General features: G+C 29.5%; 21 protein-coding genes and 1 pseudogene. 5 read left to right on the plus strand and 17 right to left on the minus strand.

What is annotated here, in order from left to right:
* Positions 1-62: 62 nt before the first annotated feature.
* Together H8S10_RS10150 and H8S10_RS10155 are read right to left on the minus strand one after the other, a co-directional pair.
* On the minus strand, positions 63-377 hold the full coding sequence (locus H8S10_RS10150) for a nucleotide pyrophosphohydrolase (protein ID WP_186838793.1): 315 nt from the start codon (positions 375-377) through the stop codon (positions 63-65).
* Between the two features lie 79 nt (positions 378-456).
* Positions 457-963: a TetR/AcrR family transcriptional regulator gene (locus H8S10_RS10155; protein ID WP_186838794.1), complete on the minus strand. Its 507-nt coding sequence runs from the start codon at positions 961-963 to the stop codon at positions 457-459.
* Positions 964-1,089: 126 nt separating this feature from the next.
* On the opposite strand from H8S10_RS10155, the gene H8S10_RS10160 reads away from it, so the two are divergent.
* The gene (locus tag H8S10_RS10160) at positions 1,090-2,031 is read left to right on the plus strand and encodes an alpha/beta hydrolase (protein ID WP_186838795.1); all 942 of its coding nucleotides are present in this window, start codon (positions 1,090-1,092) and stop codon (positions 2,029-2,031) included.
* A gap of 281 nt (positions 2,032-2,312) precedes the next feature.
* Here H8S10_RS10160 and H8S10_RS10165 read toward each other — a convergent pair whose 3' ends face one another.
* The 3 genes from H8S10_RS10165 to H8S10_RS10175 are packed head-to-tail and all read right to left on the minus strand — an operon-like array spanning position 2,313 to position 4,222.
* Entirely contained in the window at positions 2,313-3,278 is a 966-nt protein-coding gene (locus H8S10_RS10165) for an aldo/keto reductase (RefSeq protein WP_186838796.1), read from the minus strand.
* Between the two features lie 19 nt (positions 3,279-3,297).
* Positions 3,298-3,840 (minus strand): flavodoxin family protein, encoded by a 543-nt coding sequence (locus H8S10_RS10170; RefSeq protein WP_186838797.1) that lies wholly within the window; start codon positions 3,838-3,840, stop codon positions 3,298-3,300.
* A 31-nt stretch (positions 3,841-3,871) separates the two neighbouring features.
* Positions 3,872-4,222: a cupin domain-containing protein gene (locus H8S10_RS10175; protein ID WP_347707676.1), complete on the minus strand. Its 351-nt coding sequence runs from the start codon at positions 4,220-4,222 to the stop codon at positions 3,872-3,874.
* A gap of 253 nt (positions 4,223-4,475) precedes the next feature.
* Between H8S10_RS10175 and H8S10_RS10180 the strand changes: the two genes are divergently transcribed.
* The gene (locus tag H8S10_RS10180) at positions 4,476-4,898 is read left to right on the plus strand and encodes a MarR family transcriptional regulator (protein WP_055266906.1); all 423 of its coding nucleotides are present in this window, start codon (positions 4,476-4,478) and stop codon (positions 4,896-4,898) included.
* Positions 4,899-4,989: 91 nt separating this feature from the next.
* Positions 4,990-6,366, plus strand: coding sequence for an MATE family efflux transporter (locus H8S10_RS10185; RefSeq protein ID WP_186838799.1), 1,377 nt, complete (start codon positions 4,990-4,992; stop codon positions 6,364-6,366).
* 231 nt (positions 6,367-6,597) lie between these two features.
* Here the strand turns inward: H8S10_RS10185 and H8S10_RS10190 are convergent.
* The 5 genes and pseudogenes from H8S10_RS10190 to H8S10_RS10210 form a co-directional block, all read right to left on the minus strand.
* Positions 6,598-6,756: pseudogene (locus H8S10_RS10190) on the minus strand (FAD-binding protein); the annotation flags it as partial.
* A 252-nt stretch (positions 6,757-7,008) separates the two neighbouring features.
* Positions 7,009-8,382, minus strand: coding sequence for an MATE family efflux transporter (locus H8S10_RS10195; protein ID WP_186838800.1), 1,374 nt, complete (start codon positions 8,380-8,382; stop codon positions 7,009-7,011).
* Between the two features lie 162 nt (positions 8,383-8,544).
* Entirely contained in the window at positions 8,545-10,740 is a 2,196-nt protein-coding gene (katG, locus tag H8S10_RS10200; RefSeq protein ID WP_055266902.1) for a catalase/peroxidase HPI, read from the minus strand.
* A gap of 198 nt (positions 10,741-10,938) precedes the next feature.
* On the minus strand, positions 10,939-11,544 hold the full coding sequence (locus tag H8S10_RS10205; RefSeq protein ID WP_055266900.1) for a hypothetical protein: 606 nt from the start codon (positions 11,542-11,544) through the stop codon (positions 10,939-10,941).
* A gap of 152 nt (positions 11,545-11,696) precedes the next feature.
* Positions 11,697-12,089 (minus strand): DUF3887 domain-containing protein, encoded by a 393-nt coding sequence (locus tag H8S10_RS10210; protein ID WP_186838801.1) that lies wholly within the window; start codon positions 12,087-12,089, stop codon positions 11,697-11,699.
* Positions 12,090-12,373: 284 nt separating this feature from the next.
* Between H8S10_RS10210 and H8S10_RS10215 the strand changes: the two genes are divergently transcribed.
* Positions 12,374-13,036 carry a hypothetical protein gene (locus tag H8S10_RS10215; RefSeq protein ID WP_055266896.1) on the plus strand — a complete coding sequence of 221 codons (663 nt, stop codon included), beginning with the start codon at positions 12,374-12,376 and terminating at the stop codon, positions 13,034-13,036.
* Positions 13,037-13,203: 167 nt separating this feature from the next.
* Here H8S10_RS10215 and H8S10_RS10220 read toward each other — a convergent pair whose 3' ends face one another.
* Positions 13,204-14,031 (minus strand): polysaccharide deacetylase family protein, encoded by an 828-nt coding sequence (locus tag H8S10_RS10220; RefSeq protein WP_186838802.1) that lies wholly within the window; start codon positions 14,029-14,031, stop codon positions 13,204-13,206.
* A gap of 273 nt (positions 14,032-14,304) precedes the next feature.
* Between H8S10_RS10220 and H8S10_RS10225 the strand changes: the two genes are divergently transcribed.
* A complete protein-coding gene (locus H8S10_RS10225) occupies positions 14,305-15,081 on the plus strand; it encodes a sulfite exporter TauE/SafE family protein (RefSeq protein ID WP_186838803.1) in 777 nt (258 codons plus the stop codon).
* A 90-nt stretch (positions 15,082-15,171) separates the two neighbouring features.
* Here H8S10_RS10225 and H8S10_RS10230 read toward each other — a convergent pair whose 3' ends face one another.
* The 6 genes from H8S10_RS10230 to rhaA form a co-directional block, all read right to left on the minus strand.
* Entirely contained in the window at positions 15,172-15,843 is a 672-nt protein-coding gene (locus H8S10_RS10230) for a hemolysin III family protein (protein ID WP_055266888.1), read from the minus strand.
* 362 nt (positions 15,844-16,205) lie between these two features.
* Complete coding sequence (locus H8S10_RS10235) at positions 16,206-16,961, minus strand: AIM24 family protein (RefSeq protein ID WP_055266878.1); 756 nt, start codon at positions 16,959-16,961, stop codon at positions 16,206-16,208.
* A gap of 543 nt (positions 16,962-17,504) precedes the next feature.
* Positions 17,505-17,933 (minus strand): N-acetyltransferase, encoded by a 429-nt coding sequence (locus H8S10_RS10240; RefSeq protein ID WP_186838804.1) that lies wholly within the window; start codon positions 17,931-17,933, stop codon positions 17,505-17,507.
* Between the two features lie 77 nt (positions 17,934-18,010).
* Complete coding sequence (locus H8S10_RS10245; protein WP_186838805.1) at positions 18,011-19,381, minus strand: MATE family efflux transporter; 1,371 nt, start codon at positions 19,379-19,381, stop codon at positions 18,011-18,013.
* A 255-nt stretch (positions 19,382-19,636) separates the two neighbouring features.
* Complete coding sequence (gene rhaD / locus H8S10_RS10250; RefSeq protein ID WP_186838806.1) at positions 19,637-20,455, minus strand: rhamnulose-1-phosphate aldolase; 819 nt, start codon at positions 20,453-20,455, stop codon at positions 19,637-19,639.
* A 68-nt stretch (positions 20,456-20,523) separates the two neighbouring features.
* Positions 20,524-21,780, minus strand: coding sequence for an L-rhamnose isomerase (gene rhaA / locus H8S10_RS10255; protein WP_186838807.1), 1,257 nt, complete (start codon positions 21,778-21,780; stop codon positions 20,524-20,526).

Below are 21,780 nucleotides of genomic sequence, written 5' to 3' on the forward strand. Positions count from 1 at the left end.
TTACTAAATCGCCATAGTTAAAGGCTAGTGCAGATGCTCCACTTTCTATATACTTTTCTATACTATAATTCAGTATATTTCTTACTATTTCCTTTAGCTTTTTCTACTGGATATTTCTTTTCGTTCTTATCCATCTTCTTATTTATAATGTCTTCAATATCAACACCTAATGAATCTGCCATATGTAAGCAATAAACCATAACATCAGCTAGTTCTTCACATACTTCTTTTTTATTAAAATTATTGTCCCATAAAAAATGCTCTAATAACTCACCAGCTTCTATATTTATAGCCTTTGCTAAATTTTCTGGTGTATGAAATTGTGACCAATCTCTATCTTCTCTAAATTTTCTTATTCTTTCTATTGTTTTATTCATTTATTTACTCCTTTTAAATTTAATTACATATCTACATATAGTATTATTTAATAACTTTATTATTCTATAACTAATAATTTTAAGATCGCTGTTCCGCTGCCTTAATTAATTGTGCCATTTCTTTAGGAGATTCCTTCATTCCTCTTACAATCCATTCATTAATCCAACCAAATAATCCATGAGCTAACCACGAATTAAAATATGCTTGTAAATCATCTTGTTCTGCTTTAGGTCCACAGACTTCTTTAATATTCTCTAATACTAAATATGATAAATTAGAGCGATATAACAATTTGTAAACTTCACTATAATTTTTATAAAGACCAAATAAGTTTTCTATCCAATCTGACTCTTCTCTTTGTTCTAGTTTAAGTTTCTCTTCCCATTCTTTAATCAGTTGTATAAGATATTGTTTTATTACATCCTCTTTATTCGTAAAATTTCTATAAAACGAAGCTCTTCCAACCATTGCTTCTTTAACTATATTAGTTATTTTAATTTCTTCGAACACATGAGTCTCCATTAACTTCAAAAGTGCCTGTGTAATCTGCTTCTTTACATACGTATTATTTTCTTCTTTTTTCATATGATACAAAACCTCTCAACTTGTCTCATTTTTTATAAACTATTGTTTTTGCAATAAAGTGTATGATACACTTGTCTCGAACTTATGATACAGCTGTCTCATCATATTGTAAAGGGGGAAATATTAATGGTAAAAAAATTTATAAAAACCATTTTAATTGTATTTGTAATTATTCTTTTCTTAATAATTGCTTTTTTAATACTATTGAAATACTTTGCATCAAAACCTATTAATAGTGAATATTTCAATAATGTTGTCGCTGGTGGAGTTCTTGAAGAAAAATATATAGCTTATGGAGAATATGATGTTACTTCTTTAGAGATTGACAGTAACGAAGAGTTATTTAGTAAATATAAGATATGGTATCCAACTGAACTAGTCCACAATAGTAACAAAAAATATCCAATCGTATTATTTGTAAATGGAACTGGTGTACCTTATTCAAAATACGGAGCAACATTTGATCATTTAGCTTCATGGGGATTTGTTGTTATAGGAAATGATGATGAAAATACTGCATCTGGTGAATCTTCTTCAATTACATTAAGCTATATTCTATCGTTAAATAATAATGAAAAAAGCATATTTTACAATAAGCTAGATATAGAAAATATAGGTATATCAGGACATTCACAAGGGGGAGTCGGTGCAATCAATGCTATAACAAACTTTAATAACAGCAGTATGTTTAAGTCAATTTATACTGCAAGCACCACTTCTCTAGAGCTTGCAAATGCACTAGAGTGGAACTATGATATAACTAAAGTTAATATTCCTTATTTTATGGTGGCTGGCACAGGTAAAGCTGATGCTGAAACTATTGCACCACTTGATTCTTTGATTAGGAACTTTGAATCATTAAATGATAATATAAAAGCAATTATGGCAAGACGAAAAAATATTGACCACGGAGATATGTTAATATATGCTGATGGTTATATGACCGCTTGGTTTAGATATACATTGATGAATGACAATGAAGCACTTGGAGTTTTTTCTGGAGCTTCACCTGAAATATTCCAAAACGTAGATAATTGGCAAGATGTACAAAGTAAAAACTTAGACTAAAAAAGTACGTAAGAAATAGTTGATAAATATTTTTCAACTATCCTTACGTACTTCTATTTTATATTTGCTAATCTCTTATTTAATGGACATACATTATACTATATTATAATAGTTATATGCTCACCACTTTGTAATACTACTTCAACTACCTTTTAACCCCTCATAATCTTTTAAGCTACATTTTACCGCTTTAAAAAGCTGTAATGCTATCTTTTTTGTTGACTATTAAGTTTATTCTTTGTTTTCATATTATTTCATTATTTGATTTGTATTAACTTCTATTAGAAATGACTTTCATCAATTTCTATGCTATCTAAAGCCTCATTAATTTCCTGCACTTCTTCACGAGTTAGATTAATTGCTACTCCTCCAAGGTTTTCCTCTAAACGATGTAATTTCGTTGTTCCTGGAATTGGTACTATATATTCTTTTTGAGCTAATTCCCATGCTAAAACAATTTGAGCACTTGTGGCATTTTTTCTTTCTGCAATTTCTTTAAGAAGATCTAATAATACTTGATTACGCTCCATTACTTCTAGACTAAATCTTTTCATATTATTTCTAAAATCGCCTTCTTGATATTTTGTATCCTTATTATATTTACCACTTAAAAATCCATTTCCTAATGGAGAGTAAGCTACAAAACCTATATTTAACTCTTCTAAAACATTAAATAGTTCATTTTCTGCTTCTCTAAATACCATAGAATATTGATTTTCAACACAAGTAATTGGACATATAGCATGAGCACGTCTTATATAATCAATTGGTGCATTAGACACTCCCCAGTATTTTATCTTTCCTTCTTCTATTAATTCTTTCATAACCTTTGCTACATCTTCAGGCTCAACTTCTGGATCAATACGATGTTGATAATAAAGGTCTATATAATCAACCTTTAATCTTTTTAAAGATCCTTCTAACTGGTTTCTTATAGATTCTGGCTTACTATCCAATATATTTAGTGGTTTACCATCTATTACTGATTGGCCTATAATTCCAAATTTTGTTGCTATTACTACCTCTTCTCTATTGTATATTTCTAAAGCATTTCCTAATAACTCCTCATTGCTTTCACCATATACAACTGCAGTATCAAAGAAATTGCAGCCTAAATCTACAGCTTTTCTTATAAGCTTTATCATTTCATTACGATCAGCAGGAGCTCCATATGCATGGTCCATCCCCATACATCCAAATCCAATAGCTGATACTTCTAAATCTCTACCTAAAGTTCTTTTCTTCATTTTATCTTCCCCTAAAGTTTTATTTTATACCTTTTCCCATTTCATAAGCTTGTAAAAATGCTGAAGTATTTTTAATCTCTCCCTTTTCCCAGGCTCCAGTTCCATAAATAATTCCTTTTTCTTTTGCTCCACTAAGACAATCTTCTGTAAATCCACGTAATCCTTCTATAGTGCGCTCAAGCATATTTTTATCTGTATCTGCAGCAGTCATTATATAATAGAAATCTTTATTAGATATCTCTGTATATCTTGGTACAGTTCTATCAATAAGAGTTTTTAGTTGTCCATCCATTGAATAGAAATATACAGGTGTTGCTAATACAATTACATCAGCAGATACCATCTTATCAAGAATTTCTGCCATATCATCATTTTGAACACATTTATGAATTGAATTACAAACTCCACAACCTCTACAGTAATTTATATTTTTCTGAGCTATAAAAATCTTTTCTACATAATTACCACTTTCTTGTGTCCCTTTCATAAATTCATCACAAAGTAAATCAGAATTTCCACCTTTTCGTGGACTTGAAGATAAAATCAATACTTTTTTACTCATTAATATAACCCCTTACTCTTAATTTATTTTACTATTTCAATTTTAAATACTCTTCATCAAAAACAGGCTCACACCACTCATTTGATGCACCATCAGCTGGGACTTCAATAGCAAGATGTGAAAAAGCACTATCTTTTGCTGCACCATGCCAATGCTTTACTTCAGCAGGTATATTAACTATATCTCCTGGATATAACTCTTTTGGTTCTTCACCTTCTGCCTGATACCAGCCACGGCCAGATATAACAAGAAGAGTTTGACCACCCTTATGATGGATATGCCAATTATTACGACAGCCTGGTTCAAATGTAACATTTCCAATTCCAACACCACTTGTAGTAAGCATATTTAGATATGCAGTGCCAATAAAATATTTTGAAATTTGTTCTGGAAGTTCATCTCATATAGGAAATATAGTATTAATATTTTTTAGACTATATTTATTCATTTATATTGCTCCTCTAATTTTATTAAATTATTCTCTATAAAATAAGCTTACTCCTTAGAGTTAACTCGAAGTCAATACTCTAAAATGATTTTTTAATAAAAACTTCTGATTTTTAAAAGCATGCTATTGTTTTTAAAAAGTAAATATGTTACTCTTATTAAGAAGTAACTAAGGAGGCCTTTAAGTAATGAAACATAATCCATGTGGACTATTAATTAAACAAATTCATGATTCTTTAGAAAAGCAATCTAATAATGAATTACGTAGCAAAGATTTAACTATGACTCAAGTTACTGTTCTACTTCTTTTAAATGATGCTCCTGATAAAAAGTATTCTTTAAAGGAACTGGAAAAAGTTCTTCAAGTAGCTCAATCTACTGCTGCTGGGGTCATTTCAAGATTAGAGCAAAAAGGGTTTGTAGAAGGTTTTAGTGATCCATCAGATAAACGTATAAAAATGGTTAAGCTTACTCATCGAGGCGAAGAATGTTGCTTAGATGCTGAGAAAAGTATGGATGATGCTGAAAAAAGACTTTTATCTGGATTAAGTGAAGAAGAAAAATTAATCTTCAATGACCTATTAGAAAAAGTAAATAATAACATGAAATAAAAGCTCGATACTATTTCGAGCTTTTAATAAAATCAAATTAATAGCACACTATTAATATTGTGCTAACGAATATTTTAAAGGAGAAATAACTATGGAAAACAAAAAATCTCTAGATGTATTTAACTCAATGCCTGTCTCAAAGGCTATATTTAAAAATGCTGTTCCTGCAATCGCAGCTATGATAATGGTTCTAATTTATAACCTAGCAGATACTTTCTTTATTGGACAGACCCACGATCCGTTTCAAGTAGCTGCTGTATCTCTAGCTACTCCAGTTTTTTTAATCTTTATGGCTATAGGTACTATTTTCGGTATAGGAGGAACTTCAGTTATATCTCGTTCTATGGGAGAAGGGCGAAAAGATTATGCAAAAAAAGTATGTTCATTCTGTATGTGGTCTTGTGTTATAGTTGGGATTATTATATCACTACTTTTCTTTATATTTATGGATCAAATTCTTGTATTTATTGGTGCAAGCTCAGATACTATTGAATTAACACGTAGCTATCTTATTATAGTTATTTGTTCTGGTCCTTTTGTTCTAATTTCAAACTGTTACTCAAATGTTTTAAGAGCTGAAGGTCAATCTAATAAGGCTATGATGGGTATGTTAATAGGTAATCTTTTAAACATTATTCTTGACCCAATAATGATTCTTGGTTTTGGTTGGAACATTACTAGAGCTGCTATTGCTACAGTTATTGGTAATATAATTGGAGCTCTTTACTATATTGCATACTTTATGAAGGGAAAATCTATGCTTAGCATAAATATTAAAGATTTCACTATAAAAGATAAGGTATGTAGTAGCGTACTAGCCATTGGTATACCCGCTTCTCTAGGTTCTATTCTTATGAGTGTTTCTCAAATTATAATGAATAGTCAAATGGCTTCTTATGGTGATATGGCTTTAGCTGGAATCGGTGTTGCTATGAAGGTAATTATGATTACTGGTATGGTTTGTATAGGTCTTGGGCAAGGAATTCAACCACTACTTGGTTTTTGTGTAGGATCAAAGAATTGGGATAGATATAAAAAAATATTAAAATTCTCCCTTTGGTTTGCTCTAATTCTTGGTGTATCATTAACAGCTATATGCTATTTATTTACTAATCAAATTGTAAGTGCATTTTTAACTGAAGTTAGTGCTTTTGACTATGGAGTTGAGTTTTCTAGAATCCTTCTTTCAACAAGTGCACTATTTGGAGTATTTTATGTTTTAATTAATGCATTGCAAGCTACAGGAGCTGCAGTTTCTTCACTAATAATAAATATTAGTCGTCAAGTAATTATATATATCCCTGCACTATTTATTCTAAAAGCTATACTTGGAATAAATGGACTTGTATGGGCTCAACCAGTAGCAGATATTCTCTCTATTTGCCTAGCTATTATTTTATATGTTATTACTTCCCAGAAACTTATGAAAGACAATGTAGATTCAAAAGTTGTCTTAGAGAAATGCTAATAATCATTGTAATAAATTTAGTTTGTTATTTATAAATATAGATAAAATCCTATGAAAATCAAAATTTATGATTTCATGGATAATAATTATATCTACGACAAGAACTTAATCATTGCCTAAGAATATACTTATTATTGTATAAGAAAGATAAAAAAGCTCTGTGTATTTAAACATAGAGCTTTCCACCTGAAAATCTACTGGACTTTCAATATAATCTATTACTATTTCATATTACTTATTATTAGCAGCACTCTTACCTGCAATTCTACCAAATGTAAATATATCTGATAATGAGTTTCCACCTACTCTATTACCGCCATGAATTCCACCTGTAACTTCTCCAGCAGCATATAAACCCTCTATAACATTTCCTTCTTCATCAATAACTTCTATCTCTTTATCTTTTGAAACTCTAACTTATAATTTTGAAGCTTGATATTTTCTTCAAATTTAGTTTTCACTTCAGAGATTGAATTCCATTGAAGTATCTCATTACACTCCTTAAGTGAAAAGTCAAAACTTCTAAAAACCCTACATGCATTAAATTTTGAACTTTCATATACAAAAAAAGTGGAAAGCTAAAGCCTACCACTAAAATTATACTAATATTTTATAATGCAAAAACACTCTTGCTATATTTATTTAAATACTTTTAATCTCTATACTTAATGCTTTCTTTTTACACTCTTCAAGCCAATTTGATTTTTTATAATATATTAAAAATACAGTTGTACTTAAGAACCACGTAATAGGATATGCCCAGAATACTACTGCTATATCATTTATTAAATGTGTTGCAATTTGTATATATGAAACACGTATTACGCACCAACAAATCAGCATTGTTAACATAGGTATCTTTGACCTACCAGCCCCTCTTAAAACACCAGATACACAATGTGAAAATGATAATAAGAAGTAAAATAATGCATTTAGATGTGCTCTTTGTGCCCCTACAGCTATAACATCTGGATTATTTCCAAATATACTAATAAGATATGGAGCCAAGACAAATATAACTAGCCCAATTACTTCAGCGCAAATACAAGAAAATAAAATTCCAAATCTTGCTCCTTCTTTTACTCTATCAAAATTTTTAGCACCAATATTTTGACTTACAAATGTAGTAATTGCCATTGAGAATGCTGTAACTGGTATAAAAGCAAAGCCTTCTAATTTTATATATGCACCATTTCCAGCCATAACAACTGCACCAAATGAATTGACACTTGATTGAACAACTACATTAGCAAAAGCAATCACTGAATTTTGTATACCTGAAGGTAATCCTATATTTATCATACTTTTAAGAATACTTTTTTCTATACAAATACCTTTTATGGTTACTTTGTATGTGCTATCAATACGAGCTAATCTAAAAAAAGCTAAAAATGCACTTGTACCTTGTGATATTACTGTAGCTATTGCAGCTCCTATAACTCCCATATTAAAAAATCCTACAAATACTATATCCAAAATGACATTAATTATAGCGGATATAACAAGATAGTATAAAGGACGTTTGCTATCTCCTACAGCTTGAAAAATACCACAAGCTGTATTATACATAACAACAAAAATAATACCTGTAAAATATGTTCTTATATATATTGATGAATCTTGAAATACATTATCAGGAGTTCCCATAAGTCTTAGAATAGTCGGTGTTAATAAAGTGCCTATTATAGTAAGGATTGTACCGCTAATAAATCCAAATGATACTGCAGTTCCAACGGCTTTTTTAATCTTTTTCTCATCCTTTGCTCCAAAGTATCTAGAAATAATTACACCTGCTCCTGAAAACATTCCTCCAAAAAAACCTACAAGTAAAAATATTAATGCTCCAGTACTAGTAACTGCTGCTAAAGCATTTTGCCCAACATAATTCCCTACAACTATGGCATCTACAACATTATATAGCTGTTGGCATACTTGTCCTAAAAATATTGGAAGAGCGAACTTTAACATACCAATCTTTGCATTTCCTTCTGTCAAACTTATCTTTTCGTTTGTCATTTTTATACCATCCCCAAATTACTTATATTTCTATTTATTTTATCAATTGGAAATAATTATATAATTTGATACAGTATAAGTCAATAAGATACATTGGTTTCTAGAAAAGTGACAAGCAACTGCTTGCCACTGGAAATTTACTGGACCTTCAAGGTCTAGTTTTTATCTTTTTATATCAAAACGGTCTGCATTCATAACTTTATTCCAAGCATTTACGAAATCTTGCAAAAACTTTTCTTTATTATCATCACATGCATATACTTCAGCTATTGCACGAAGTTGCGAATTAGAACCAAAAATAAGATCAACTCTTGTTGCTGTCCATTTTACCTTTCCTGTCTCTCTATCACAACCTTCAAATCTTTGCTTATCTTCATCTATTGGTTTCCATACTGTATTCATATCAAGGAGATTTTGGAAGAAATCATTTGTAAGACATTCAGTTTTATTTGTAAATACACCATCTTTAGACTGCTTATAATTTATATTTAACACACGCATCCCACCAATTAATACTGTCATTTCAGGAGCAGTTAGTGTTAATAGTTGTGCACGGTCAATTAACATTTCTTCTGGTTTTGCTGAAATTTCACTTTTTATATAGTTTCTAAATCCGTCTGCTTTAGGTTCAAGTACGCTGAATGAATTTATATCTGTTTGATCTTGAGTTGCATCAGTACGGCCTGGAGTAAAAGGAACAATAATATCATATCCTGCATTTTTTGCAGCTTGTTCAATACCAGCACATCCAGCAAGTACAATAATATCTGCTAGAGAAACCTTCTTATTTCCAGATTGTGATTTATTAAACTTTACCTGGATTTCTTCTAATACATTTAGAACATTATTAAGCTCTTCTGGCTCATTTACTTCCCAATTTTTTTGTGGTTCAAGACGTATTCTTGCACCGTTTGCACCACCACGTTTATCTGAACCACGGAATGTTGATGCAGATTCCCAAGCTACTTTAACAAGCTCACATATAGATAATCCAGATGATAGAATCTTTTTCTTAAGATGTATGATATCCTTTTTATTAATCAATTTATGATTAACTACTGGCACAGGATCTTGCCAAATAAACCTTTCAGTTGGAACATCTGGTCCAAGATATCTTGATATTGGCCCCATATCTCTATGAGTTAATTTAAACCATGCACGTGCGAAAGCATCAGCAAATTTCTCTGGATTTTCTAAATAATCTAATGCTATTGCTTTATATTTAGGATCAGTAATAAGTGATAAATCTGCTGTAGTCATCATAGGTCTATGTTTCTTTAAAGGATCGTGTGCATCAACTACCATATCCTCTTCATCAACATTAATCGCTAACCATTGATATGCTCCTGCAGGACTTTTAACTAACTCCCATTTATATTTAAATAATGTTTTTAGATAACCCATATTCCACTGTGTAGGATTTGCTTTCCATGCACCTTCTATTCCACTACCTATAGTATATTCACCATTACCACTTCCATAACTATTCTTCCATCCTAGTCCTTGTTCCTCAATAGGTGCAGCCTCTGGTGCAGGACCAACATATGTAGCAGGACCTGCACCATGACACTTACCAAAGGTATGTCCCCCTGCTATAAGTGCAACAGTTTCCTCGTCATTCATAGCCATACGTGAGAAAGTTTCTCTAACATCTTTAGCTGATGCCATTGGATCTGGTTTTCCATTTGGCCCTTCCGGATTTACATAAATTAATCCCATTTGGACAGCCGCAAGTGGATTTTCTAATTCTCCATCACTTGACATTTTATTATCTCCAAGCCATTTTTTTGCACTTCCCCAATAAATCTCTTCTTGTGGCTCCCATACATCTTCACGTCCACCACCAAAACCTATCAGTTTTATTCCCATAGATTCAAATGCACAGTTACCTGCCAATATCATAAGATCCGCCCAAGATATTTTATTTCCATATTTCTTTTTAATAGGCCAAAGTAAACGACGTGCTTTATCTAGATTAACGTTATCTGGCCAACTATTAAGAGGTGCAAAACGTTGTGTTCCTTTACCAGCACCACCTCTACCATCTCCAATCCTATATGTTCCTGCACTATGCCATGCCATACGAATAAATAATGGGCCATAGTGACCGTAATCAGCAGGCCACCAGTCTTGAGAATCTGTCATTAACTTATACAAATCATTTTTTATCTCTTTAAGGTCTAGTTTTTTGAATTCTTCAGCATAGTCAAAACATTTAGACATTGGATTACTTAAATCTGAATTTTGATGAAGAATTTGAAGATTTAATTGGTCTGGCCACCAATCTTTTGTTGTATATCCTTCACCAGACATATCTTTACTACTCCTTCCTGTCACTGGACATTTGCTTTCTGTCATACATTATCCTCCTTATATTTAATTTAACAAATTAATGCTGTTACTGTATTATATTCATAATTTAACTAATTATTTTAATTAATACGTAATATTAATGTTATGATTAAAAGCTTTTATTTCTCTAACCCAAAATACAATTTGAAAATAAAAATGCCCCAAAGGCTTATATTTTTACAAACCTTTGGGGTAATTTAACATTTATTTTATTTTAAACTTACCATCTACATTTATTACTTTAATACCTAAAGCACTTAGTAATTTTTCCATACTCTTTACTTGATTAACATATTTAATATTATTCTTTGCAACTAACTTTCCTACCATCTCTTTTATAGCTATTTTGTCATCACCAGTAAGATATATTTCCCTCTTTATATAGCCTCTATTAATATACGTAATAGTAGTCCATATCTGCTCATCTGTTATATTATTTATATTCATAAGAACTCTTGTAAATCCCTTACCTCTCATCTTCGCTGGATATGCTAGCTTAAAGTATTTGATAAATCCATGTTCTTTTTTAGGATCTTTATCACTTACAAATTTACCTAACTGAGCCTTTAAAGCATTCATTAAGAACATTATAGTATTTGGTTTTACTGAATCATTCATTTTATCTATACTGTTGTATATAAGATTGTATGTTTCTTGAACCTTTTCTGGATTAACTTCAGGATCTCTTAAAAATTTTACTATTTCTATATATTCCAATACAGTTTTCTTACTTTCTAACTTTTTACCATAAGCTCTTTCTAAAAGTTCTACTGCACTTAATTCATTAATTTCATTTATGCTTAATTCCATTATAAAATTACTCCTTTTTTTCTTTAGTCAATACATTATATCACTTACTCTTATCTAATGCATTATTTAACTTTTCCAAAGCTTCTTCATTATCATTTTTAGCAAAATTTATCACACAATAATTTGTATGATCTTTTAGTAATATCTTTCTACTAATTTATATCCATTGCATCTAGCTTTAAATCTTCTGTAAATACAAAGATAAATCTTACATTTTTCTCAAGATATTCCGTCTTAACAGCAGTTACTGGATTTCCATCTTTTTCTCTTACTTCATAATTTAATATTTTTTTAAAAGCTCCTACCTGTTCGCTAATGCCTGTCCATATACTTTCTAATGTTCCTTCAGAAATGGTTTCTTTTAAAGCATCTGTACTCATATCATAAACTGCCTCATAATTATTATGATTCAAATTATTTATTATTTGTTCTGATACTCCCTTTATTTCTTCCTCATTATACTTATCACTAAGCTTCTCAGTACCACAACTTATTAATAAGCTTAAACATAAAATTAATGACATCACCTTTATAAGCTTTTTCATAATAAATCTCCCCTTTTGTATATTAAATTTTATCATAAGCTATATGATATATTTTCAATTATACATTAAATAAAATTTTGTATGAAGAAATTACTAATAAATTAATACTTTTTATAATTTCATACTTTTTAACTAGTTATTACCTTATGGAAAATATTTGAATACATATTATATAATATAGTTTACATAATTAGATTTTAGTCTATAATAAAGTAAGTAGTTAAAAGTATTATTTTGTGGACAAATAAAAAATTAATAAAATATAGATATTATGAGGTGTAAAAATGAAACCGATATATAAAAATATAGGAAACTCTTATGAAGTAAAAGATAATGTTGTTTACATTACAATTCTAAAAAAAGACGGAACAGAACTTATTACAAAAATAGATGAGGATGATTTAGCTTTAATAAATGATATGGGAACTTGGTTTGCAGAATGGAATAAAGATTATAACAATTATATAGCTCAAAATATAAGTAAAACTAAGAAAAATAGCAAAAATAAGCCTTTAAAGCAAAGCATAGCAAGCGTACTGTTAAAGGTTAGTCCAAAGGCACCTATAAAATATTTAAATGGTGACACTTTAGATAATAGAAGATGTAATTTAGATATAGCTAAAAAGAATAGTGGTAATGAATACGAAGAAAAAGACGAAAATACTATTTCTATAATATTAAAGGATAAACTTGATAAAAAAGAAGGCTATGCATTAATATCTAAAGAAGACTTAGCTTTAGTAATAAACGATACTTATAGTTGGGTTCTTCATAAAACTCATGGTAATGTTTCAGTTGTTGCAAATACTCCTGAAGGTAGACTTCCTCTTTGGAAGGTTATTATGAAACCTCAAGAAAATCAATATATAGAATTTAAGAATCATAATCCGCTAGATAATAGAAGATCTAATTTGATACTTAAAAATCATGAAGAAGAAAATCAATAAAATAAACAAAAGGTTCTAAATATAAGCATTTAGAACCTTTTGTTTATTTTATTAGGTTATTTTTTATTATTTATAAAACATCCTATAAAAACTTGTTTTTGTTTGCTAACAGTAACTGATATTTAAAATTTAGTAGAATCTTACTAGAATAAATCAAGATTCTACTTTTATAATAATTCAATTGTTTCTCTTGAGTCTATTTTTACAGTTTTTCCATCAACACTAATCCATACGTCTAAAGCACTTGGATTGTAAACTCTTGACTTATTTCCAGAAAACTTAAGCGACCTAACAGCAGTTATATAATCATAAACTTCTATATTTGTTGCGTACCAAATATCTTCTTTATTACTGACCTTCTCAGCAAACTCTTCAATAAGCTCCCAATTATTATCAACTTCAAATTCATAACTATGTCCCCAAATATAAAATAAATCTAACTCACCATCTTCTTTTTCTAAGAATCTCTTTGTTATTTCCATTAATCTTGGATTAGCATGTCTACAAGTTGAATGCCATTCTAGAAAATCATTTGGCAATGTAAAATCCTCATTTTCAACAACAGTTCTTGAATAGTCAACTCCGCATGTTCTAATAATATCTTTAACCTTTGAGTTATATGTTCCAAAAGGATAAGACATTCCTCTAATTACTCCTCCATAAATTCTTTCTAAGTTAATTTTATCTTCTAAAACTTCTTTAAGAATCTCATTTTCATTTAATTTCTCTAAATGTGGATGTGTTAAAGTATGAATTGCTATCTCATGTTCTTTATAAAGATCTTTATTTTCCACTAAATTTATTCTTGTTACATCTATACCTTTATTTATCCAAGTAGTTCCTGGCTTAATACCTGAATTAACATTAAATGTGGCCTTTAATTTATATCTATTAAGTATTTTTACTAATTTCTCATCAAATTGAACACCATCATCATAGCTTATTGTTAAAGCTTTACTTTTACCATGCTGATATAAAAATCTTGTTTTTCTCATATTATTCTCCTCATATATATCTATCTTTAATTAAATTATATCAAAATATATTTAAAGTAAAAAAGCTTTTGTATCTTCCTCAACCGATTCCCTATTACAATAATTAATACCCATTGGTAGTTGAGTTAAAAATACCATTAGCACAAGAGTTTATAGACTATAATCTAAATTAATTGTTAATATATTATTAATTAAATTGCGAACGATTGTTATATAATGTAAAATGTTAAGATGTAAACTGAAACAATATTAGTATTAAAAGGAGAGTATGTCATGTTATATCTTGTTTATATTTTAGCAGGAATTGGGTCAGGTGTTGTAACAGGACTTGCTGGTCTTTCTGCAGCAGTAGTTATTACCCCTTTGCTTGTTAGTGTATGTGGATGGCAGAGTTATGATGCTGTAACAGTAGCACTTTCAGCAGATGTGCTTGCTAGTCTATTGACAGCGTACACTTATTATAAAAATAGAAATATTGATTTAAAGAATGGAATGCTTGTTACAATAACAGCTTTTATAGGATCTATCATTGGTAGCTATAGCGGATATCTTTTCTCACAGTCACAACCCGATGGCCTAGGCTATATTTCTATGGCAACTACAATTTTTCTTGGGATAAAGTTTTTAGTAAAACCTATTGAAAAAGGTCATGATGCAAAATCTGGAATAAATCAAATAAGTAAGAAAAAGATCCTACAAGCAATGTTTTTGGGATGTGGTATAGGTTGGATTTGTGGATTTACTGGAAGTGGCGGAGGAATTTTAATGCTTACAGTATTTACATTACTCCTTGGGTATAATTTAAAAGTTGCTGTAGGGACAAGCACTATGATTATGACTCTTATTGCTTTAACCGGTGCAATAAGTCATATCTCTATGGGAGCTATACTACAACCTATTCCTATGTTATTAGTTACAATCTTTTGTCTTATTGGTGCATATGTTAGTGCAAAATTTGCAAATAAGTGTGAGATTAAAAAATTAAATAGAATTGTAGGTACATGTCTTGGAATTCTTGGAATAGTAACTATTTTAATAAAATTAATATAATAAGTATTTTTATTAATAAAATCATTAAACTTTATACTTTATATCAAAAGGAGCATCATATAACACGAAGCTCCTTATCTTTTTTATATTTTAATAAATGTAATAATAAATACCAATCCAATGCAGAATTGCACCTATCATCACAAAAAAGTGCCATATAAAATGTGAATACTTTTTATCTTTTGTAAATGGAATCATTCCAACAGTATATACAACCCCACCAATTAAAATCATCCACATAAGTGGTCTATTATTATGAAACCAGTCTGGCAAGAACACTAATCCACTCCATCCAATTATAAAATATAAAGAAAAATGTAACCATTTAAATCTTCCTGGTCCAAAAACGCTAATCATCACTATCCCTAAAACAATTAAGGCCCATTGTATAGAGAAAATAATTATTCCAAGGGTATTCCCCCAATACACTAGGTACAACGGTGCGAATGTTCCTCCAATTAAAAGATAAATAGAACAATAATCAAACCTTCTCCATAAGCGTTTTACCTTAGACCCACTTTTAAAAGCATGATATAAGGTACTCATAATCATTAATAGAAATAAACTTATCCCATAAAAACAAGATGCCATCACCTTAAGACCTGTATCTGATTTTAATAGAAGTAGAATAAATCCCGCTATTGCAAGCCCTGCTCCTATACCATGGACAACTGCATTACCAACCTCTTCTAAAATCGTAAGCTTTGGAGGTTCATTTAACGCTTTAATTTGTTTCTTTCTCTTTTCCTTTTCTTGCTTCATATCTATATTCCTCTCCTAATTTAACTTTATATAATTTATAGATACTATACTAAATATTAAATATAATTGTTTTTATAAATAAATTATACATAATTAAAAACTATATATAAACATTTTTTACCATCAAATTATTTCCTTACTTAATTTACCCTATATTTATCTTTCATCGTATTTATCTATTTCATTCCTAAATTTTGTTTTGCTTGTTATTGTGTAAAATGATCAGTTTGGTTTGTTTTTTTATATTTAATCATCATTTACGAGTATTTTATTTAAAAGTAATATTGTTAATTATTTAAGTAAAGACTTTATGATAAAAGGATGTGTTTAAACACATCCTTTTTGTTACAATTAATTTTGTATTAAATTATAGGTGCCATAAGGATTTTACCTGTTCCTCGATACACATTTACAAAACCTTCGCCTGAAACTGCTGATCCTACTAAGCTTTTACTTGACTTTTCTACTCTAAAATCTAAAGATTTTGACCATGCAATAGCAAAGTTACCATCAATTCTTACTTCATCATTTTCTAATATAAATTCTATAAGTTCATCTCTTGGCACTGGACTTTCAAGAATTGCAATACCGTCTCCTTCAAGACATAAATTAAATAAACCTTCATTTCCTAACATTGCTGAAGATAAATTAGTTCTTGCAACTACCTTCTGTTTTATTCTTGATTCACAAGCAAGAAAAAGTCCATCATCTAGAACTAATCCATTCCACTCAGAAACATCTTCAAGAAGAATATGTTTATATGTAGGCTCTAACATTAGTAATCCAGTTCCTTCATATTTAGGTTTAATGGCTGATTCCTTTGTAACCTTTGAAGAAATTGCTTTTCCAAAAAAGTCTCCAATCCCTTTAACATCCGCTGCCATTTTCACATTCCCAGAAGTCCATTGCATTGCCCCAGCACTAATTGTATATGCATTGCCATTTAATTCAATTAATACTTGTCTTCTTCTTACGTTCATCTCTGATGCATAATATGCAGCCATAGCATTTGCAGTGTTAACACTTAAATCTTTTTTATATTCAAGTACTTTAACACCACCCTTTGATGCTATAACATCTATATTTTTATTATCATATAAATTATTACATTTCACCATAAGTCCTACCTCCATTTAATAAAATCATATAAATATTATACCATAAGAAAAAAACTTAGATAATTTTTATGCATATACTCTACAAAAGTAATAATCCACTCTTTTCATTACCTTTAAATCCATTTAAATACATATACTATTACTTTATTTTGTAGTTTCATAAAATTGATTATATCTTCGTCTGATATTTCAACAACCATTTTCTTTAATTTAATAATTTATCTCCTTTGTGATTGTAGTATTTATACAACTTTTATTAATACTCAGTTTGGTTTATGTTTTTTTATTTTATCATCATTTACGAGTATTTTATTTAAAAGTAATATTGTTCAATTATACTTGTAACTCTTTAATAACTAAACTATTTAATGCCGTAACTATAACTGTCAACCCCTTAGTTCATATGCACATATAACTCTCATACTATTTTAGAATTGCTAATAAAAAACACCGCTTATTCCCTTTTTGAATAATACAGTGTTTTCATTTATATATACTTAAATTCTCTTATTTGTAAAGTGTTAAAGTATTTTATGTCTAAGATTAATTATTCTTATAAACCATAGTATATTCAAGTTCATTTGTTTCTTCATTAATCTTACTACCTAATGCTTTGAAGTTATTTTTATAATAAAAATTTAATGCATTTTCATTTTTAGCATAAACATTCAATGAAAGTTCTTTATATTTGGATTTGCTATACTCTATCAATTTATGCCCTATTCCTTCTCTTTGATATTCATTCTTTATAAAAATTCCAGCAATATATCCATCCTCAATAATACCTATAAATCCTTTTATAATATTATCTTCTTCAAACACATAAATATTTGCATCTGGTAATAAACTCTTAACTAATTCATAATTATTATTCCAATACTCTTTTGATATAAAACTATGGGCATCTTCATTAACTTCAAGCCAAATTTTCATCACTTCATCTAATTGATTTATATTAAATTCTTTTATCATATTCTTCTCTCCATTTTTTAATATTAAAAGCTGTTTTTTATTACTCAATTTATAATTTTATATTTTAATTAATAATACTAAATACACTTCTCTTCAAGTTCTTCTTCAATTTTACTTATTACCTCTATATTTGAACGTTTATACAACATATATCCTATTATTATAGCTAATCCTTCAGCTATTGGAAAGCCTAACCATACTAATGGTAGCACTTCTGTTAATGATAATAAAAATACTATTGGCATCAATAATATAATTTGCCTTGCTAAAGATAAGTACATACTATACTTTGCTAATCCTAACCCTTGGAAGAATGATGATAAGACTATACTTATTCCTCCAAGTGGAATTGTTACGCTTAATATTCTAATAGCAGTTATTCCAATTGATTGCATTTCTTCAGTTGGATTAAACATATTTAGTATTAATGCTGGGATAATATTTAGTATTATCATTCCTATAGTTCCAACTACTATACTAAATATCACACTAAACTTTATTGCTTCTTTTACTCTACTTCTTTTTTTAGCACCATAATTATAGGCAACTACTGGTATAACTCCAAGTCCCATCCCATGAGGCATAATTAGTATCATATTCAATACTTTTAATACAACTCCATATATTGCAACTGCTGTAGTACTAAATGATATCAAAATCATATTTACACCCATTGTCACCACTGATACAAAACCTTGCATAAAGGCTGTTGGTATCCCTGTTTTCAACATTTCAATAAAGGTATGCCAATCTGGTATTATACTAAACTTCATATCTAAATCTTTGTTGAATTTGTAGTTAAAGTATAATGCTAAAAATGCTGAAAATGTTTGTCCAAATACTGTTGCAACTGCTGCACCCTTAACTCCTAATGCTGGAATACCTAAGGCAGATAGTCCAAATATGAACACTGGATCTAGAATTATATTTATAATTGCTCCTGATGATAAAGTAATCATAAATAATTTTGTCTTCCCTGTTGAAATTAAAAGTCTTTCAAGAACCCACTGAAACATTACTCCAAAGGCTAAAAACATTACTGTATTTAAATACTCTGTTCCTTGTCTTATAATTTCTGCATCATTAGTCTGTGAATTAAAATACGGTTCTACTATTATAAGCCTTGATGTAACAATAACTATATATGATGCTAATGCTAAAAATAAAGCTGTTCTTATTGCCTTTTTAACTTTATCATCATTCTTCTCACCTAGAGCCTTTGATAATACTGCATTTAACCCTATTGCATTACCACTTCCAAATGCAGCCATCATCATCATTATAGGTGCAGATAATGAAACTGCACTTAAGGCACTTTCTCCTAAACTTGATACATACATACTGTCTATTAGATTATAAAGATTGCTTATTAATAAACTAATCATTAATGGCAAACTCATTTTTATAAGTAGCTTTCTAATCTCTTCTGTTCCCATTTTATTTTCCATTATTTTTCCCCTTTATAATTATTTTTTCAACTGAAAATTTTCTCTCTCCTATGTTACTACTTAAAGTTAACTTTAAGTCAATATAAATTTCAATTATTTCCTTAAAATGAATAATTAAATTCTTGTTTAATCATTTTAAATATTTACTATTTTATTAAAATCACTAATAAATAAAAAAGAAACCAAGCAAATTGTAATATTGACATTCTCAAAAAAGTCTATACACTCTTCTACTTGATTTCTTCAACTTTATATTTATTTTAAATACTCTTCAGAGATAGTTACATTAAAGTCTTTAGCTAATTCTCTAAAATTATTTGAAGTTATAGTTTGTCTCTTTCCACCCATAGATAATACTTTTACAAGTATTTCAGCTGATTTTTCTACTGTATCCATAAGACCAAAAGTTAAATCTAAATCTTCTCCTGAACAGAATACCCCATGATGAGCCCAAAGAACTATGTCATGTTTCTTCATTAATTTACTTGTTGCTTCTGCTATTTCTGCTCCTCCTGGAACCATCCAAGGAACAACGCCTACTCCTGTGGGAAATACAACTGGACACTCTGTTGCCATTTCCCATAGCTCTCTTGTAAATACTGCTCCATCTAATGGTAGTACAAATGTTAACGCTATTAAGTTAGTTGCATGTGAATGCATTATTACTCTATGCTTTCCACCTGTTACATCAAATTTAATTGAATGACTCATAAGATGTGATGGTAATTCACTTGTTGGCTTAGCTCCATTTATTAAGCCCCAAACTATCTTATATTTTTCACCTGTTTCATCTATTTTAATTATTCCGATATTTGATTCTAAATCCACTGATATATTTCTTATAAACTTTCCACTTCCAGTTACTAAAAAATACTCATTAGCTAAGTTAGGTACTTTTACACCTATTCTATTCCATCCATTATTGTATTTAATTGATAGGGAGATTTCCTTAATATCTTCTGGTGTTAATCTATAAGTAATATTTCCACCATTTCTTTCATGCCATCCTTTTTCCCAAGCATCCTCAGTTATCTTCATAAAGTTTTTAATAAAATTCACGTTATTTAATCTCATAGTTACTCCTACTTTCTACGTTTTCACATCAATTTTGAGCTATATTTATACCTTAAATTATTTATATACTAGTTTCTCTTTGATAAAACTTTCTCTTCATATTCTTTAACTTCTTTTAACCAAGTTTCACCTACTGGTACATTATTCTTTTCACAGTAATAATTCCAAACATCTCCTATTGGATAAGTTTTAAATTCTTCCATTAAAGCTAATCTTTCTGTGAAGTTTCCTTCATCTTGAAGCTTTCTTAATACTTCATTTGGTGTTAACATTGCATTTAATAATGCTTTAATCATGTTTCTTGTTCCAATAGTCCATGCTGCTATTCTGTTAATGCTTGCATCAAAAAAATCTAATCCAATAATAACTCTATCTAAAGCATCATTTCTTACTATTTCTTTTGCGATTTCCTTTAATTCATCATCATAAATTACAACATGATCACTGTCCCATCTAACTGGTCTACTTACATGTAATGCAACCTTTTCATCAAATAATAACATTGCTGATAATTTATCTGAAACTACTTCTGTTGGATGATAATGTCCTGTATCCATTAATGAAAGAATGCCATTTTCAGCTGCAAATTTTAAATAAAACTCATTAGAACCTACAGTATAGCTTTCTGCACCAATTCCAAATACTTTTGATTCTACACAGTCTAAGTTATAGTTTTTATCAGTTTCAACTGCATATATTTGTTCTAAAGAATCCTTAAGTCTTGCTCTTGGCCCTAATCTATCTGCAGGAATATCCTTATATCCATCTGGAATCCAAAGATTTGTTAAGCAAGTTTGTCCTAATTCTTTACCAAAGTATTCTCCAATTTTTCTTGATGCAATAGAATGTCTTATCCAGAAATCTCTTATTTCTTTATCTGGGTGAGATAATGTTAATCCATCTGAAGCTTTAGGATGAGAGAATATTGTTGGATTAAAATCTAATCCTAATCCTCTTTCTTTTGCCCAGTTTACCCAATTTGCAAAGTGTTCTGGCTTTATTTGGTCTCTTTCAACAACTTCTCCATTGCTTTCTAAGTAAATAGCGTGAAGATTTACCTTATGATTACCAGGAATTAAGCTTAATGCTTTATCTAAATCTGCTCTTAACTCTTCAGCATTTCTTGCAGCTCCTGGATAATTACCATTACATTGAATTCCTCCTGATAATGCATTTTGAACTACTTCAAATCCCTTTACATCATCACCTTGCCAACAATGTATCGATACCTTTACTTTATTAAGCTCTTCTAAAACCTTGTCTACATCTATTCCCCATTTTTCATATTGCTCTTTTGCTAATTCATATTTTTCCTTAACATTCAT

The sequence above is a fragment of the Clostridium sp. NSJ-49 genome, assembly GCF_014287725.1.
Lineage (GTDB): Bacteria > Bacillota > Clostridia > Clostridiales > Clostridiaceae > Clostridium > Clostridium disporicum_B.

Bases quoted from the DNA above. Each gene is read 5' to 3' on its own strand.
- H8S10_RS10215 (WP_055266896.1), top strand. From the start codon at position 12,374: ATGAAACCGATATATAAAAATATAGGAAACTCTTATGAAGTAAAAGAT.
- H8S10_RS10225 (WP_186838803.1), top strand. From the start codon at position 14,305: ATGTTATATCTTGTTTATATTTTAGCAGGAATTGGGTCAGGTGTTGTA.
- H8S10_RS10160 (WP_186838795.1), top strand. From the start codon at position 1,090: ATGGTAAAAAAATTTATAAAAACCATTTTAATTGTATTTGTAATTATT.
- H8S10_RS10230 (WP_055266888.1), bottom strand. From the start codon at position 15,843: ATGAAGCAAGAAAAGGAAAAGAGAAAGAAACAAATTAAAGCGTTAAAT.
- H8S10_RS10165 (WP_186838796.1), bottom strand. From the start codon at position 3,278: ATGAAGAAAAGAACTTTAGGTAGAGATTTAGAAGTATCAGCTATTGGA.
- H8S10_RS10180 (WP_055266906.1), top strand. From the start codon at position 4,476: ATGAAACATAATCCATGTGGACTATTAATTAAACAAATTCATGATTCT.
- H8S10_RS10240 (WP_186838804.1), bottom strand. From the start codon at position 17,933: ATGATAAAAGAATTTAATATAAATCAATTAGATGAAGTGATGAAAATT.
- rhaA (WP_186838807.1), bottom strand. From the start codon at position 21,780: ATGAATGTTAAGGAAAAATATGAATTAGCAAAAGAGCAATATGAAAAA.
- H8S10_RS10155 (WP_186838794.1), bottom strand. From the start codon at position 963: ATGAAAAAAGAAGAAAATAATACGTATGTAAAGAAGCAGATTACACAG.
- H8S10_RS10220 (WP_186838802.1), bottom strand. From the start codon at position 14,031: ATGAGAAAAACAAGATTTTTATATCAGCATGGTAAAAGTAAAGCTTTA.
- H8S10_RS10210 (WP_186838801.1), bottom strand. From the start codon at position 12,089: ATGAAAAAGCTTATAAAGGTGATGTCATTAATTTTATGTTTAAGCTTA.
- H8S10_RS10195 (WP_186838800.1), bottom strand. From the start codon at position 8,382: ATGACAAACGAAAAGATAAGTTTGACAGAAGGAAATGCAAAGATTGGT.
- H8S10_RS10205 (WP_055266900.1), bottom strand. From the start codon at position 11,544: ATGGAATTAAGCATAAATGAAATTAATGAATTAAGTGCAGTAGAACTT.
- H8S10_RS10170 (WP_186838797.1), bottom strand. From the start codon at position 3,840: ATGAGTAAAAAAGTATTGATTTTATCTTCAAGTCCACGAAAAGGTGGA.
- rhaD (WP_186838806.1), bottom strand. From the start codon at position 20,455: ATGAGATTAAATAACGTGAATTTTATTAAAAACTTTATGAAGATAACT.
- H8S10_RS10185 (WP_186838799.1), top strand. From the start codon at position 4,990: ATGGAAAACAAAAAATCTCTAGATGTATTTAACTCAATGCCTGTCTCA.
- H8S10_RS10245 (WP_186838805.1), bottom strand. From the start codon at position 19,381: ATGGAAAATAAAATGGGAACAGAAGAGATTAGAAAGCTACTTATAAAA.
- katG (WP_055266902.1), bottom strand. From the start codon at position 10,740: ATGACAGAAAGCAAATGTCCAGTGACAGGAAGGAGTAGTAAAGATATG.
- H8S10_RS10235 (WP_055266878.1), bottom strand. From the start codon at position 16,961: ATGGTGAAATGTAATAATTTATATGATAATAAAAATATAGATGTTATA.
- H8S10_RS10150 (WP_186838793.1), bottom strand. From the start codon at position 377: ATGAATAAAACAATAGAAAGAATAAGAAAATTTAGAGAAGATAGAGAT.